Here is a 15,938-nt window from a genome sequence, read left to right as displayed (position 1 = left end):
AATAAATCCAAGCTAATTTAAAGCAAGATGCAAATTATATCCCGTTAGTTTCTTTAACGAATAAATAACCTTTGCTACGCACAGTTTTGATACGTTTTGGATTTTCTGGATCATCACCAATTTTTGGACGAATACGTGAAATACGCACATCGATCGAACGGTCTTGACCATCGTATTCAATACCACGGAGACGCTCAAAAATATCTTCACGAGATAAGATGCGTCCTGCGTTTGAAGCTAGCAACCACAATAAGTCATATTCAGCGCTCGTAAAATCAACCAGCTCACCGTTTAAAGTCACTGAACGGCCACCGTTATCAATCACGAGATCATCAAACTCGATACGTTGAGCAACTTCGTCTTCAACTGTTTTATCAGTACGACGTAATAAAGCACGAATACGAGCTAATAAAACACGTGGTTGAACGGGTTTAGCAACATAGTCATCTGCACCCATTTCTAAACCAAGTACCTGATCCATATCTTCTGTACGCGCAGTCAACATCAAGATCGGTTGATGGTAATGTGGACGAACTTCTCGACAAACGGTTAAACCATCTGCACCTGGTAACATCACATCCAAGACAACCAAATCTGGTTGCTCACTAATAATACGGCGAATCGCACGATTACCATCTGTTTCGACCCCAACTTCTAGACCGTTACGAATCAAATACTCTTGTGTTAAGCGAGCTAAACGTTCGTCATCTTCAACGATCAAAATTTTTGGTAACTTTTCTTCTTGGCTCATTTGTATGCCCCTAAAATTAGAGTGAATCTATCTATAAAAATCTGACAGATACATTGGTTTATGTTTTGCAATATACACACGTTTACATTGTAAACAAGTAGGCGTTCACCAAACTGATACACGGTTAAGCACTTTTGTTATATTTTTATTAAAATTATGAATTTTAATATATTTTTTAATTTCATCTGCTTTTTCCGACAGAATGAATTTTTAGTATAGATTTTGTGCCAATGTTAAACAATCTGTTTCTTTCTTCACCCAAAATAATTTAAGTGTTTGTTTTTTGACTTATCCACAGAGTTATCTATAAGCCTTTCTTCATGGCTTTGTTATGCTATGTGCCTGTGAATTCAGCAGTTAAGACATGAAAAAAAAATTACCAAAATGTCAAGGATTGATCTGCTGTAAAAAATCCCGTATCTTGTGTTGAAAATAAACTTTAACCACTAAGTATTGTGTTTATCCCTCAAACATCGTGGCATACATTTTGCTCGATTCAAACGGTCTATGAACATAAAAATAGATGATAATGGAGCTATGCTGACATGAGCATCATCACTTCTACTCCTGGTCAAATTCAGGTAATTAAGCGCACTGGTGAAATCGCGTCTTTTAATGCCGAGAAGATTTCTGTTGCGATTGGAAAAGCCTTTTTAGCTGTTGAGGGTCAGCAGGGAGCCGACTCAAGTCGTATCCATGACCGTATTGAACAACTTACAGAAATGGTGCTGAATACCTTTAATCGTCGTTTACCTTCTGGCGGTACGATTCATATCGAAGAAATTCAAGACCAAGTTGAATTAGCACTGATGCGTACAGGCGAGCAAAAAGTTGCACGTGCCTACGTTATTTATCGTGAACAACGTGCCACTGCTCGTCAGCAAGCAGGTGCGAACCATCATCCTACCCTTCAAATCACTGATGCTCATGGACAGCTCCAACCATTAGACCTCGGTGCACTTACAGCGACAATCGAAACAGCAAGTGAAGGTTTGGAAGGGATTGATGTTCAAGCGATCGTCGATGAAACCGTTAAAAACTTATACAACGGTGTAAAAGAAAGCGACATCGCAACGACCATGATGATGGCAACACGTACTCGTATCGAGCAAGAGCCAAACTATACGTATGTGACTGCACGCTTATTACGTAATGAGCTAGTGAGCACAGGTTTAGAGTTCTTAGGTCTATCTACAGACACATTGGAAAATGATGCTTTAGAAACTTTCTTGAAGAAAGGGATCGAGCTTGATCTTCTTTCTGCTGATCTTCTTAACTTCGATCTTGCAAAATTGGCAGCAGCGATTCAACCTGAACGCTCAAATCAATTTACCTATCTAGGTCTACAAACTTTATTCGATCGTTACTTCATTCATTCAAATGGCGTACGTTTTGAATTACCACAATTATTCTTTATGCGTGTTTCAATGGGTCTCGCACTCAATGAAGAAAATAAAGAAGAGCGTGCAATCGAGTTCTATAACTTATTATCTAGCTTCGATTACATGGCATCTACGCCAACGCTATTTAACTCAGGTACATTACGCCCACAATTATCAAGCTGTTATTTAACAACAATTGGTGATGACCTATATGACATTTATGGTGCAATGCGTGACAACGCGATGCTCTCAAAATGGGCGGGTGGTTTAGGTAATGACTGGACACCTGTACGTGCTTTGAACTCGTATATCAAAGGCACAAACGGTAAGTCTCAAGGTGTTGTACCTTTCCTAAAAGTTGCCAATGATACGGCTGTTGCGGTAAACCAAGGTGGTAAGCGTAAAGGTGCAGTTTGTGCATACCTCGAAACTTGGCACTTGGATGTTGAAGAATTCCTAGAGCTACGTAAAAACACAGGTGATGATCGTCGCCGTACACATGACATGAACACAGCAAACTGGGTTCCTGATTTATTTATGCAACGTGTATTTGAAGATGCTGAATGGACACTATTCACACCTTCTGAAACACCAGACTTGCATGACTTAACAGGCGCTGAATTTGCTGAGCGTTATGCACACTACGAAGCTGTAGCAAAACAAGAAAACATGCTGCATAAGAAAGTCCGTGCAAAAGACTTATGGCGCAAAATGCTTTCGATGTTATTCGAAACAGGTCATCCGTGGATCACATTCAAAGACGTATGTAACTTACGTTCACCACAACAACACGTTGGCGTAGTGCACTCATCTAACTTATGTACTGAAATTACCCTCAATACTAACCAAGATGAAATTGCGGTGTGTAACTTGGGTTCAATCAACCTTGTGCAACACGTTCAAGGTGGTGTGTTAGACCGTGAAAAATTAGCACGTACTATTAAAACTGCAGTACGTATGCTCGATAACGTCATCGACATCAACTATTACGCAGTACCACAAGCGAAAAATTCGAACATGAAACACCGCCCTGTGGGTATGGGTATCATGGGCTTCCAAGATGCACTTTATGAAATGGGCATTGCTTATGGTTCAGATGCAGCAGTCGACTTTGCTGATGAATCAATGGAAGTAATCAGCTATTACGCAATCGAAACGTCGAGTAACTTGGCGGTTGAGCGTGGTACTTACGAAACATTTAAAGGTTCATTGTGGGATCAAGGTATCTTGCCAATCGACTCTTTAGAAATTGTTGCGAAATCTCGTCCAGAGCGTATGTTCGAAGTTGATCGTACACAACGTTTAGATTGGGATAGCTTACGTGCCAAAGTTCAAAAAGACGGTATGCGTAACTCGAATGTGATGGCAATTGCACCGACTGCAACCATTTCAAACATTTGTGGCGTGTCTCAATCAATTGAGCCAACATTCCAGAACTTGTATGTGAAATCTAACCTTTCTGGTGAATTCACTGTAATCAACCCTTACCTTGTTCGTGCATTAAAAGAACGTGGTCTATGGGATACCGTGATGGTAAATGATCTGAAACACTTTGAAGGTTCAGTACAAAAGATTGCACGTATTCCTGAGGAATTGAAAGCAATCTTCGCGACAGCTTTTGAAGTGGAAACTCGTTGGATCGTAGATGCTGCATCTCGCCGTCAAAAGTGGATTGATCAAGCACAGTCGCTGAACCTTTACATCGCTGGTGCAAACGGTAAGAAACTTGACATTACCTATAAGATGGCATGGTTACGTGGTCTTAAAACGACGTATTACCTCCGTGCTTTAGGTGCAACATCTGCTGAGAAATCAACAATCAATACGGGTGCACTGAATGCAGTAAAACCAGCGACAATTGAAGCACCTATCGTTGCGGCTCAAGCAGTTGAAGATAAAAAACCTGAAGTTCAAGTTGAAGAGGATGGTTTCACAACAGCAGCTCCAGTGCCAATGGCTTGTTCAATCGACAATCCAGATTGTGAAGCTTGTCAGTAATTAGATCTTGGAGAAACCCTTCTTAAATAAAGTAGGGTTTATTTAAGATTTAAAGGAAAGAGGCAAGGATTATGTTCAATATTAGCTATAACTATATGTTAGGACTAGCTGTTTTAATCTTTGCCTTTATTTTCTTTTATGTACCAATGGTCTATGCATTTTTAGCCATTCGGAAACAACAGCGTAAGCAAGATCAATAAAGTGCTTTATTGGGAAGTAGAACTATGCTTCAAACTGATTTAGAACGATATGCTAATGCTCCTGCTGTTTTAGTACAGATTTATGTCGATCGGATAGTACTTCATTATCCATCTTCTACAGAATATCTAACTGAATGTGCACAGTTTTCACATCCACGTTCGTTATTAGGTGATTTTAGTATCGCTGAAACTACATTAACGCAGTTACTCAAACGTGGTGGTGGCGGTTTTAAGTATTTAGCTCCTTATATGTTTATTCAAGCAATGGAGCGAATGGAATTTGGTTTAACACAAGTAGAAATACGAGCATTACAAGAGCTAGGGCTAAGTAGTGGGGCAAGAGCGATTGCCATTTATGATGAAACAGGCAAATTATTAACGCCAAACTCACTTCCCGCAACTATCAATCTCAAACGTTTAGCGATGATGGGATTGATTATTACCCTTTTTGTTTTGCTGTTTTTCTTATGCGCCATTTTCATTTTTTAAAACTGCAATGTAAATAAATTAAGATTATAGTGAGATTAAATATGTCTATCCTTAGCTGGGACGATTTTGAAGATGATACGCAAAAACCGACTGCACCTGAACACAAGTCTGCGTCCCTCGACTCGCAAAAAACGCTTAATACGCAAGTGGTATCTGATTCAGAGCAATCATCGCCGAGCATGGCAGCTGCACAACCCGTTGGAGCCGGTGCCAACCGAGCAACAAATCCAACCGATTCGTTGGCTAGAGCATCTGCAGCCCTAGATCATTTGGACGTTGCACCGGGCTTAGAAGAGCTTGAAATGGGTGCTCAGCGTGTACAAGTTGACGACAAAGCCATGATCAACTGTCGTGCGGATTTAAACCAACTTGTTCCATTCAAATATGAGTGGGCTTGGCAAAAATACTTGGACGGGTGTGCAAACCACTGGATGCCACAAGAAGTTAACATGAACCACGATATCGCACTTTGGAAGTCTGAAAATGGCTTAACCGAAGATGAGCGCACTATCGTTATGCGTTCTTTAGGTTTCTTCTCAACAGCAGATTCATTGGTTGCGAACAACTTGGTTTTGGCGATCTATCGCCACATCACCAACCCAGAATGCCGCCAATACATTTTGCGTCAAGCATTTGAAGAAGCGATTCATACACATGCGTATCAATACTGTATTGAATCTTTAGGTATGGATGAAGGCGAAGTCTTTAACATGTACCGTGAGATTCCAAGTGTTGCACGTAAAGCATCATGGGGCTTGAAATATACACAATCTTTAAGTGATCCTACATTCCACACAGGAACACCTGAAAACGACCAACGCTTACTTCGTAACTTGATCGCATTCTACTGTGTACTTGAAGGTATCTTCTTCTACTGTGGCTTCACTCAAATCTTGAGTATGGGTCGTCGTAACAAGATGAACGGTGTTGCTGAACAGTTCCAATACATCCTACGTGATGAATCTATGCACTTGAACTTTGGTATTGATATGATCAACCAAATCAAGATTGAGAACCCTCACCTTTGGACTGCCGAATTCCAACAAGAAGTCATTCAAATGATTCTTGAAGGTACAATGCTTGAGATCGAATACGCACGTGATACGATGCCACGTGGTGTATTGGGTATGAATGCAAGCATGATGGAAGAATACTTGAAATTCATCTGTAACCGTCGTTTATCGCAACTTGGTTTACCAGAGCAATTCGCTGGTGTAACAAACCCATTTGCATGGATGTCTGAGATGATGGACTTGCGTAAAGAGAAGAATTTCTTTGAAACGCGTGTTACGGATTACCAAACTGGTGGTGCGTTAAGCTGGTAAGGTCATTTACCGAGTGGAAAAAGGCTGTCATTAGACAGCCTTTTTTAATGGTAATAAATATCAAATGTCCCCTTAACCTACAAAACTTAGATTGACTAGAACAAGAAACAATAAGACCTATAATCTACCATTCAAAATGACTTGAATAATACATATTGCAACATTTGGTATACCAAAATCATTTCTATTTTAAAGTAAAATTCACGGACTTTTTCTCCAAACATCAGTAAAGACAACCCTTTTACTGATGTGCCTTGATTGCGCCAATTCTTATTGAAATCCTTTCTCTCTATATTACCGATATAGGGAGTCATTTAATTTTTAAGGTAAATTGAATGAAAAAATTCTGGAAGTATTTATTAGTACTATTACTGGTACTAATAGTGATTGCTATTGCCTTTCTTTTTAGACCGATTACGTCTAAGGTAATTCAAACGAAAAATGATGAAACTGTTGTTGATGCTGTATTGGTCGGCGGTGGAATCATGAGTGCCACACTTGGTACTTACCTCAACGAGTTACAACCTGACTGGAACATCCGCATGTATGAACGTCTTGATGCAGTCGCACAAGAAAGTTCAAATGGCTTTAACAATGCAGGTACAGGACACTCTGGCTTTATGGAAATGAACTATACCGAAGAAAAAGACGGTAAAATGGACATTTCTAAAGCGGTTAAAGTGGCAAGCCAATTCGAAATTGCTAAGCAATTCTGGGCTTATCAAGTGAAACAAGGTGTATTAGAAACACCAAGTACATTCATTAACCCAGTACCACACATTGCATTTGTATGGGGCGATAACGTGAACTTCATGGAAAAGCGTTATGCTGCCATGATTCAAAATCCGTTATTCGCTGGCATGAAATTGAGTGAGGACAAAGCCGAAATTCAGCAGTGGGCACCATTGGTGATGGACGGTCGTGATCCTCAGCAAAAAGTGGCTGCAACTCGTATGGATGTTGGTTCTGACGTGAACTACGGTGCAATCACCAAGCAATTGATTAACAATCTCGAGAAAAGTCCAAACTTTAAACTCAGAACTTCGACTGAAGTCACTGGGATTAGTAAGAATGACGATAATACTTGGTCTGTTGCATTCAAAGATGTCAAATCTGGTGAAGTCAGTCATGTAAAAACACGTTTCGTGTTTATTGGTGCTGGCGGTGCTGCAATTAAATTATTGCAAATGACTGGTTTACCAGAAGCGCAACAATATGCGGGTTTCCCTGTGGGTGGTGAGTTCCTTGTGACTGACAATCCTGCGGTAACAGCAAAACACACAGCCAAGGTCTATGGTCGTGCTGATCTGGGTGCGCCTCCAATGTCTGTTCCACATATCGATACCCGTTATATCGATGGTAAAAAATATGTGTTGTTTGGCCCATTTGCAACCTATTCAAACAAGTTCCTAAAACATGGTTCACAGCTTGATTTGCTTGCATCAACCAACAAAAACAACGTCTTGCCTATGGCTGCAATTGGTCTACAAAATGCTGATCTTGTTCAGTATCTGGTAAGCCAAGTATTGATGTCTGATGCAGATCGTTTCAACGAGTTGAAAAAATACTATCCTGAAGCTGATCCTAAAGACTGGCATTTACAACAAGGTGGTCAACGCGTTCAGATCATCAAAAAAGAGCCAGGCAAACCTGCTAAATTGCAATTTGGCACAGAAATCTTTGCATCTAAAGACAAGTCTGTAACTGCATTGTTAGGTGCTTCTCCGGGTGCATCTACATCACCTTACATCATGCTTAACTTGCTTGAAAAAGCATTCCCTGAGCAGACTAAAGGTGTATGGAATGAAAAATTGCATGAGATCGTACGTTCTTATGGTAAAGACCTTTCAACAGATCCAGCGTTGTTAGATCAAATCCGTCAATACTCAAGTGCAACTTTGGGCTTGAATTATACGACTCCAGCAAACTTAGTTCCTGCTAAGAAAGTAGAAAAAGCTGAAGCTGTTGCTCAATAAGTAACGCTAAGTACATCAAAAAGGGAGGAGTTTTGGCTCTTCCCTTTTTCTCATTTTGTCTTTTATTTTTATACTATGCCTTCTGCTGCACCCCACTCTGCTTTTGCTGCATTTGCCAGTCGTGACTTTAAGTTATTGACTCTCAATCAATGCTGCCTGACTTTTGCGGTGCTGATTCAAGAGGTGCTGATTGCCTTTCATCTGTATCAAATCACCAAAAATCCACTTTTCCTCGGTTTACTCGGGATCATGGATTTTTTACCTTTTCTGGCGCTGTCTTTATGGGGTGGTTATATTGCTGATCGTTTTAATCGGCAGCGTATTTTACAAATCAGTTTTAGCTTTGCCATCCCCTTATCGATTGCTTTGTGGATCAGTTTTGATCTTTTCCACACCCAAACCATCAGTGCAAATTTATTATTAATCTCATCCTTGAGTATTTTATTTTTATTTGGCTGTATTCGCGGCATATACAGTCCCTGCTTTAATTCTTTACGTCCTTTTGTCGTACCCGAACATTTGTATACTAATGCAGCAACATGGACCAGCATGTGCTGGCAAGCTTGCGCCATACTTGCACCCGTGGTTGGCGGTTTTCTACTGGCGCATCTGGATTTGGATATTACTTTTAGCGTCATCGTGGCACTTTTTTTAAGTGGCAGTATTGCCCTCTGGTGTTTGCAAAAACGAGATTTTCCTCAAATCCAAACAGAATCGGTAACTCAAAGTCTAAAAGACGCACTACAATTTATTTTTAAAACCAAAATTATTTTTTGGGCGATGTTTCTCGATCTCGGCTCTGTTTTCTTTGGCGGCATCATCGCGCTACTGCCCATTTTTGCCCAAGATATTTTGCATGTCGGTGCCGATGGTTTTGGTCTATTACGCGCTGCGCCTGCATTTGGTGGCTTGGTCATGATGCTGATCTTGGTGCGTTACCCGCCCAAATCCAGACCGTGGCAGATCATGCTGATTGCCGTCACTGGCTTTGCACTATGCACCTTGTTATTTGCTGTTACCAGACACCTCTATTTTTCGATCGCAGTTCTCATTATTATGGGGGCATGTGACAGCATTAACATAATTATCCGTCAAACGATTCTACAACTGATTCCACCCAAGGACATGCTTGGACGTGTCGCTGCCATTAATGGCATCTTTGTCACCTCGAGTAATGAACTGGGTGCATTGCAGTCCAGTGTGATGACACGCTTTTTTAGCGTGGTGCCCGCTATGTTGATTGGCGGTTCACTGTCTTTGTTCTGTGTACTACTGACCAAGATCAAAACCAAAGATTTATTGAAGTTTCGTTTTTAATCCCCCAAACAAACAGCTATTTAAAAAACCAATATCATATGAAATACACTTTGCCCGAATCTTCAGGCCCCTCCAAATTTATTATTTTTTCCGTTTTTGTATGGCTAGTGCTGTTGTGGCTACAGTCGACCTATATTGTCATTATCGGGGGGCAAGCCTATCTGTTCTGGACTTCTTTGGGTCTGTTGATTCTGACGTACTCAGCTTGCGCCCCAACATCTTAAAAATCGAATTGCTCTGGCGATTACAGCACTACTGTTGCTCTATCTGGGCTTTCACTCTTTATTTTGCACCTATTTGATCATCGCTTTTTACTGTATTTTCTATTTATATGCGGGTGAATATAAACATAAACGCGCCATTAAGTTGATCAGCCTGTTTTTGATCATGATCGTTTTTGCAATCTACCAAAGCCAATCACTGCATGAACTGAAAAGCCATTATGCAAACTATGAAACGGGTGAAACATGGCAAAAATATGGTGCGCTATAAACCCTAACATTTATGTTTTTTGTGTTCTTGATCAAATCATTTTTTCTATATGTAACCATAAACTGAAGTGTATCCTGCAAAGTCAGTTGAGCAGGTTTAGTGCCCAATAGAAATTGATATTCGTGTTCTGTAGGATTAGTTTTGTGATCAAAATATCTTGATTGCGTTACTACACCGACTTTCTGCAATTGTTTTTCTAATTCAAGTGCTTGTTATTCGTACTTTTCTGTTTGAGATATTCAACATGTTGGCGATCTGTTTTCCATGAAGATTCCAATATTTCTTTTTCTATTCTGTAATGAATTCTTTTTTGCTTCATTGAACTGATTACTTCCTCATTGAAGCTCTTTACATAATTTATCCATGCCTTTCCACGAAATACATTTTCAGGCATCTCTGTTTTGAATTCACTTCTAGGAGTAAAAACAATAACTGAATGCAAACATTTTGGTTCAAGTATATCACTTAAAATCATCTCCAAAACTTTCATGTGTTTGTAGTTTTGATGTAATGGATTTTGAAATTTATAACTTTTTTTATAAATCTTTTGCGTCCATTGTTTCTGACGAGCACTACCAAAAATCCAACCCGTATAGTTTTTCGTTTCTATAATAAAAACACCGTAAGGACTTATTAGAATGTGATCAATTTGTGTTGTTCCCTGCTCTTGGTCAGGAATCGTACAGTTATTTAACAGAATATACTCATCGCCTAATGCTTTATCGACATGTACGGCAACCATGAGTTCACCCATCTTTCCTTTAAAATGGGGCGATTTCAAATAAGTAAGAACAGCTAAAATAATAATGATAAAAATAAAATAGAAAAGCATCTCTTCCCAATCACTTATAGTTTTTGAAGTTTAAAATAATAAATCTAATACGTTATAAATATTATATTAATAACATAATCAATTAATTCAGACGTAAAAAAACCGCTAACTTAGCGGTTTTTATCTCATCTTAAAGATGATGGTCGGAGCAGTAGGATTCGAACCTACGACCCCCTGGTCCCAAACCAGGTGCACTACCAGGCTGTGCTATGCTCCGAAATTGGGGTGAATGACGGGATTCGAACCCGCGACAACCGGAATCACAATCCGGGGCTCTACCAACTGAGCTACATCCACCATCAAAACTTTGATTCTACATACCAAGCTGCCAAATGGCGCGCCTGACAGGATTCGAACCTGTGACCATCCGCTTAGAAGGCGGATGCTCTATCCAACTGAGCTACAGGCGCATAACGATGATAATACTATCACGATACTTCGCCGATATTTAAAACTATGTTTTTCAACATATTTTAAATGGTCGGAGCAGTAGGATTCGAACCTACGACCCCCTGGTCCCAAACCAGGTGCACTACCAGGCTGTGCTATGCTCCGATTTCTTTTCAGCTTTTAGCGTATCGCACATCGTGCGGTACGGTGTGCATTCTAGGCGCGACGCCCTAGAACGTCAACACCTATTTTTCAAAAAAAGAATAAATCCTTATCAAATGTATATTTAACAAGCATTTTTAGACGTTTTAGCGTTTCAAAGAAGCACTAAAGTTCAACATTCGATCTAAGGGTAATTTCGCGCGTTCAGCAAGAGCAGGATCAACGTGTATTTCTTGATCGGCATGTTGTAATACATGCAAGATTCCATCCAGTTCATTCATCGCCATCCACGGACAATGTGCGCATGAACGACAAGTTGCCCCCTCACCTGCGGTTGGTGCTTCAAATAATTCTTTATCAGGCGCTGCTTGTTGCATTTTATAGAAAATACCGCGATCCGTTGCCACGATCATTTGTTTATGTGGCAAGGTCTGAGCTGCTTTAATCAGTTGCGAGGTGCTCCCCACCGCATCAGCAATATCCACTACTGATTCAGGTGATTCAGGATGTACCAAAACCGCCGCATCGGGATAAAGTGCTTTCATTTGCGCGATACCACGGGCACGAAATTCTTCATGCACGATACAGGCACCATCCCAAAGCAGCATATCTGCACCAGTTTTCTTCTGGATATAGCGACCTAAATGTTGGTCAGGTGCCCAAATAATTTTTTCGCCCAAACTATCTAAATGTTCAATGATCTCAACCGCACAACTTGAAGTCACCACCCAATCGGCACGTGCTTTTACAGCCGCCGAGGTATTGGCATACACCACCACGGTATGATCAGGATGCTGATCACAGAACGCTGAAAACTCATCTACAGGACAACCCAAATCCAGTGAACAAGTGGCTTCCAAAGTTGGCATCAACACTGTTTTTTCTGGTGATAAGATTTTAGAGGTTTCACCCATAAACTTTACGCCTGCCACCACAAGGGTTGTTGCAGGATGATCACGACCAAAACGTGCCATTTCCAATGAATCAGAAACACAGCCCCCTGTCAGTTCAGCAAGCTCTTGTACTTCAGGATCACAGTAATAGTGAGCCACAAGCACTGCATTTCGCTTTTTCAACTCAGCTGCAATTTGGGCAAACTTTTCTTGTTTCACTTCTGGGCTAAGACTATTGTCCTTTGGCTCGCCCAAACGATCTAAATGCGCCTGCACAATATTTTTGGCTTCGTTCGCAATTAAATTCGCATCATTCATAAAGCGTCTTCTCTATCCTGCGTGCTTGCATCGCTGCAAACTTATAACGTGGGTATCTTGGTGAGCATTTAGTTAATATCACACTATCCACATACCAGCTTATAAAAAAAGCCTCACTGTGGAGGCTTTATTATAACGCAAATTTATGAACGATAATCGGCATTAATTTTGACATAGTCATAAGAAAAGTCACAGGTATAAACCGTGTCTTTAGCTGTACCACGACCGAGGTCAATACGAATGGTAATTTCCTTTTCAGCCATGACGGCTGCACCTGCTTCTTCAGTATAATCTGGGTTTGCACCACCATCTAAGCAAATCTGTACATCACCTAACCAAACTTGTACTTTACTACTATCTAGGTTGGGTACACCTGCCTTACCAATCGCCATCACAATTCGCCCCCAGTTTGGATCTGAAGCGAATAAAGCAGTTTTAATTAAAGGCGACTCAGCAACGCTATAGGCAACATCACAACATTCTTGAGTATTTTCTCCACCATCAACCTGTACAGTAATGAACTTGGTCGCACCTTCACCATCACGCACAATCAATTGCGCTAAACGGTTCATAATACGCGCCAGCACATCCAGTACCTGTTGATAACGTGCATCCTCTTGGCTCTGAATCTCAACACCACCTGCTAATCCAGTTGCGACAAAAATACACGAATCATTGGTTGAGGTATCACCATCAATGGTAATACGGTTAAACGAATGCTCAACCGTGGTTTGCAGTAACCGCTGTACCATTTCACGGCTAATCGGCGCATCGGTTGCCACAAAGCTGAGCATGGTCGCCATATTTGGACGAATCATGCCTGCACCTTTACTAATCCCCGTCATCGTATAAGTTACGCCGTCTAGTTCAAACTGCTCAGATGCGCCTTTTGGTGTGGTATCTGTGGTCATAATGCCTGATGCAGCATCCGCCCAACGATCAGCATTTAAATCATTTAATGCAGGTTGAATACCTTGCACTAAACGTTCAATTGGTAATTGCTCACCAATCACACCCGTTGAAAACGGTAAAATCTGATTGGTTTGCACGCCCGCTAACTCAGCCAACTTGGCACAAGTAGCTTCTGCATTTTTATAACCGACTATGCCTGTTGCAGCATTGGCATTGCCTGTGTTGATAATCAAATAACGTGGTGTATTTTCTGCTAAATGCTTTTTACTCAATTGAACAGGCGCAGCAGCAAAAGCGCTTTGGGTAAACACCCCTGCAACGTTTGAACCTTCAGCAAATTCAAAAATGACCAGATCGCGTCGGTTTGGATAACGTACATACGCCTCAGTTGAGCCAATTTTTACACCCTGCACCACATGCATAAGTGGCATAGTTACGTCACCAACAGCCATTTTTAAACTTCCATTCAATTTGTTATGAAAAAGAAAATGAATACATACCCTATATATGAGACTCGGAAAGGTCATCTACAACCTGGGTGGTATTTGTAATATCCCGTTTCTGCGATAAATAAAACAAATGCAACAAGTGAACAGGTTTTGTAGATGACAATGCCTTTGGTTACTTTGGGCGAAACCAAAGTAACTCGAACCGAAGGTTATTCCTAATATTGAATTACACTAAGCAAGACACCGCCTCGGGAATAACTGAGTTACGGTTCAAGTCATAAAATATGTCGATTCATATCTGTTAAGTAGCTTATTCCAAAAAGAAATGAAAATCGAGTATTAACACTACAGATTATGGAATTTGGCTTTGCTCTAAACTCAGTAAAATCTGCTTCTTATCCAAACCACCTGCAAAACCAACTAATGCCCCACTCGAACCAATCACCCGATGACATGGCGCAATAATTGAAATTGGGTTTCTACCATTGGCTGCCCCAACAGCACGCACTGCTTTTTCATTACCAATCTGAACGGCTATTTCCTTATAACTACGTGTTTCGCCATATGGAATAGTTAATAAAGTCTGCCAAACCTGTTGTTGAAAATCTGTCCCTTGAAAGTCCAAAGGTAAATCAAATTGCTGACGTTGCCCTGCAAAATACTGTTCTAATTGTTTTTTAACTCGAAGTAACATCGGATGTTGATGATCTTCTATCAGTTCAGCCAGTCGAACTCGTTTATGATCTTCATTGTCCCACATCACGGCGACCAGTGCATGATCATGAGCAACCAGTTTTAATGCACCCACAGGAGAATCCATGTACATATACACCAGTTGCATTACACTCTCCTTAAACCATTAATTTGATGACAATTTCATCAGCATTAAGCCAGATACAATTAATATTGCAGCAATCATTCGCATCGCAGTCATCGGTTCATTTAAAACCATGATGCCAACAATAAATGATCCTATCGCACCAATTCCCGTCCAAACCGTATAAGCTGTACCCAAAGGCAACGATCGCATTGCAATTGACAATAATACGACACTTAAAATCATAAAAATGAGGTTCACGATACTTGGCGTTAGCTTGGTAAAACCCTCAGACATCTTCATTGAATATGCCCAAATAATTTCAAAAATACCCGCCAAAATTAAAATTGCCCATGCCATTTTTCACACTCAACCTTAACAAGAGTTGGGTCGTCCCAACGTGATGCTTTTGAAGTGAGGTCGTCCTCTTAGGAAAAGCAGTGTACTGTAAAATTTCGAGATTATGTGAAAGGTTATGTATGGATTCCAGTGCAGTATTTTAAAAATTAAAAGTTTATCTAAGGTTAAGATTTACTGCCATGAAATCTGATCGACCTGCATTAGCTCACATGCCCCGTTTCCTGTATCTTCACGGGATAAAGAACTTTTCCAATGCCAGCCATCTTTTGTCTGGATTTCGATTAAAGAACCCTTTAAATAGACTAAATCATCTTTTTTAGGACTTACGCATTGACGGATTCAAAAAGTATTAAAATGCTTTATAAAGTATCTGTGATTAGACGAATTAAACATGCTTCTACAGCAACCTGTACTCTACCCATTTATATGGGCTTTCTCATGACAGAACCAAACTCTATTAGCTGCACACAACTTGCCGAGACTTATAACATCTCGCATGATAGTGTAAATAGCTTTCTAGATCGGGAAGACTACACACCTCACGACCTATATCAAGAAGCAATTCAACATATTGATAATAATAAACTTACAGTCAGTATTGATGATACTGTTTTAGATAAACCGTATAGTCAGCATATGGACTTAGTTAGCTATTTTTGGTCAGGCAAACACCACCGATCCGTCAAGGGTATTCATCTCATTACCTTGTATGCGACAGATCAAAATGGTCAAAATATTCCAATTAATTTCCGAATTTATGACAAATCTGAGGGTAAAACCAAGAATGATTACTTTATGGATATGTTAAGTGAAGTACTTAGTTGGGGTGCAAAGATTCAATTTATTACAGGTGATAGTTGGTATTCATCGACTGG

12 protein-coding genes, 4 tRNA genes and 3 pseudogenes are annotated in these 15,938 nt (G+C 40.4%); 8 read left to right on the top strand and 11 right to left on the bottom strand.

Going from position 1 to position 15,938, the window contains the following annotated elements:
* Positions 1-34: 34 nt before the first annotated feature.
* Positions 35-751 carry a response regulator transcription factor BfmR gene (gene bfmR / locus CDG59_RS11140; RefSeq protein WP_004655457.1) on the bottom strand — a complete coding sequence of 239 codons (717 nt, stop codon included), beginning with the start codon at positions 749-751 and terminating at the stop codon, positions 35-37.
* A 545-nt stretch (positions 752-1,296) separates the two neighbouring features.
* Here bfmR and CDG59_RS11130 point away from each other — a divergent pair.
* The 7 genes and pseudogenes from CDG59_RS11130 to CDG59_RS11100 all read left to right on the top strand — a co-directional run bounded on the left by CDG59_RS11130 (position 1,297) and on the right by CDG59_RS11100 (position 9,930).
* Entirely contained in the window at positions 1,297-4,131 is a 2,835-nt protein-coding gene (locus CDG59_RS11130) for a ribonucleoside-diphosphate reductase subunit alpha (protein WP_087545386.1), read from the top strand.
* Positions 4,132-4,202: 71 nt separating this feature from the next.
* Entirely contained in the window at positions 4,203-4,331 is a 129-nt protein-coding gene (locus CDG59_RS11125) for a preprotein translocase subunit YajC (protein WP_087545384.1), read from the top strand.
* 24 nt (positions 4,332-4,355) lie between these two features.
* Positions 4,356-4,820, top strand: a complete 465-nt coding sequence (locus CDG59_RS11120) for a hypothetical protein (RefSeq protein WP_087545382.1) — start codon at positions 4,356-4,358, stop codon at positions 4,818-4,820.
* Positions 4,821-4,861: 41 nt separating this feature from the next.
* A complete protein-coding gene (locus CDG59_RS11115) occupies positions 4,862-6,145 on the top strand; it encodes a ribonucleotide-diphosphate reductase subunit beta (RefSeq protein WP_087545380.1) in 1,284 nt (427 codons plus the stop codon).
* Between the two features lie 335 nt (positions 6,146-6,480).
* A complete protein-coding gene (gene mqo, locus CDG59_RS11110) occupies positions 6,481-8,121 on the top strand; it encodes a malate dehydrogenase (quinone) (RefSeq protein WP_087545379.1) in 1,641 nt (546 codons plus the stop codon).
* A 75-nt stretch (positions 8,122-8,196) separates the two neighbouring features.
* Complete coding sequence (locus CDG59_RS11105) at positions 8,197-9,438, top strand: MFS transporter (protein ID WP_087545377.1); 1,242 nt, start codon at positions 8,197-8,199, stop codon at positions 9,436-9,438.
* A 38-nt stretch (positions 9,439-9,476) separates the two neighbouring features.
* Positions 9,477-9,930, top strand: a pseudogene (locus tag CDG59_RS11100) (hypothetical protein).
* Between the two features lie 196 nt (positions 9,931-10,126).
* On the opposite strand, the gene CDG59_RS11095 reads toward CDG59_RS11100, so the two are convergent.
* From CDG59_RS11095 to CDG59_RS15770, 10 genes and pseudogenes are all read right to left on the bottom strand, one after another.
* Positions 10,127-10,762, bottom strand: a complete 636-nt coding sequence (locus CDG59_RS11095; RefSeq protein WP_087545375.1) for a nuclease-related domain-containing protein — start codon at positions 10,760-10,762, stop codon at positions 10,127-10,129.
* A 140-nt stretch (positions 10,763-10,902) separates the two neighbouring features.
* Positions 10,903-10,979: transfer RNA gene (locus CDG59_RS11090), tRNA-Pro, on the bottom strand.
* Positions 10,980-10,983: 4 nt separating this feature from the next.
* A tRNA-His gene (locus CDG59_RS11085) sits at positions 10,984-11,059 on the bottom strand.
* A gap of 36 nt (positions 11,060-11,095) precedes the next feature.
* A tRNA-Arg gene (locus CDG59_RS11080) sits at positions 11,096-11,172 on the bottom strand.
* 68 nt (positions 11,173-11,240) lie between these two features.
* A tRNA-Pro gene (locus tag CDG59_RS11075) sits at positions 11,241-11,317 on the bottom strand.
* Positions 11,318-11,460: 143 nt separating this feature from the next.
* Positions 11,461-12,525, bottom strand: coding sequence for a quinolinate synthase NadA (gene nadA / locus CDG59_RS11070; RefSeq protein WP_087536814.1), 1,065 nt, complete (start codon positions 12,523-12,525; stop codon positions 11,461-11,463).
* 143 nt (positions 12,526-12,668) lie between these two features.
* Entirely contained in the window at positions 12,669-13,889 is a 1,221-nt protein-coding gene (gene argJ, locus CDG59_RS11065; protein ID WP_087545373.1) for a bifunctional glutamate N-acetyltransferase/amino-acid acetyltransferase ArgJ, read from the bottom strand.
* 349 nt (positions 13,890-14,238) lie between these two features.
* Complete coding sequence (locus tag CDG59_RS11060) at positions 14,239-14,727, bottom strand: methylated-DNA--[protein]-cysteine S-methyltransferase (RefSeq protein ID WP_087536813.1); 489 nt, start codon at positions 14,725-14,727, stop codon at positions 14,239-14,241.
* Positions 14,728-14,745: 18 nt separating this feature from the next.
* Positions 14,746-15,063, bottom strand: a complete 318-nt coding sequence (locus CDG59_RS11055) for a DMT family transporter (protein WP_087545371.1) — start codon at positions 15,061-15,063, stop codon at positions 14,746-14,748.
* 171 nt (positions 15,064-15,234) lie between these two features.
* Positions 15,235-15,381, bottom strand: a pseudogene (locus CDG59_RS15770) (hypothetical protein); the annotation flags it as partial.
* A gap of 54 nt (positions 15,382-15,435) precedes the next feature.
* Between CDG59_RS15770 and CDG59_RS11050 the strand changes: the two are divergent.
* Positions 15,436-15,938 (top strand): annotated as a pseudogene (locus CDG59_RS11050) (IS701 family transposase); the annotation flags it as partial.

The sequence above is a fragment of the Acinetobacter sp. WCHA29 genome (assembly GCF_002165335.1).
Lineage (GTDB): Bacteria > Pseudomonadota > Gammaproteobacteria > Pseudomonadales > Moraxellaceae > Acinetobacter.
Note: the sequence above shows the minus strand (reverse complement) of the source record. Positions and strands in the feature narration are given on the sequence as shown.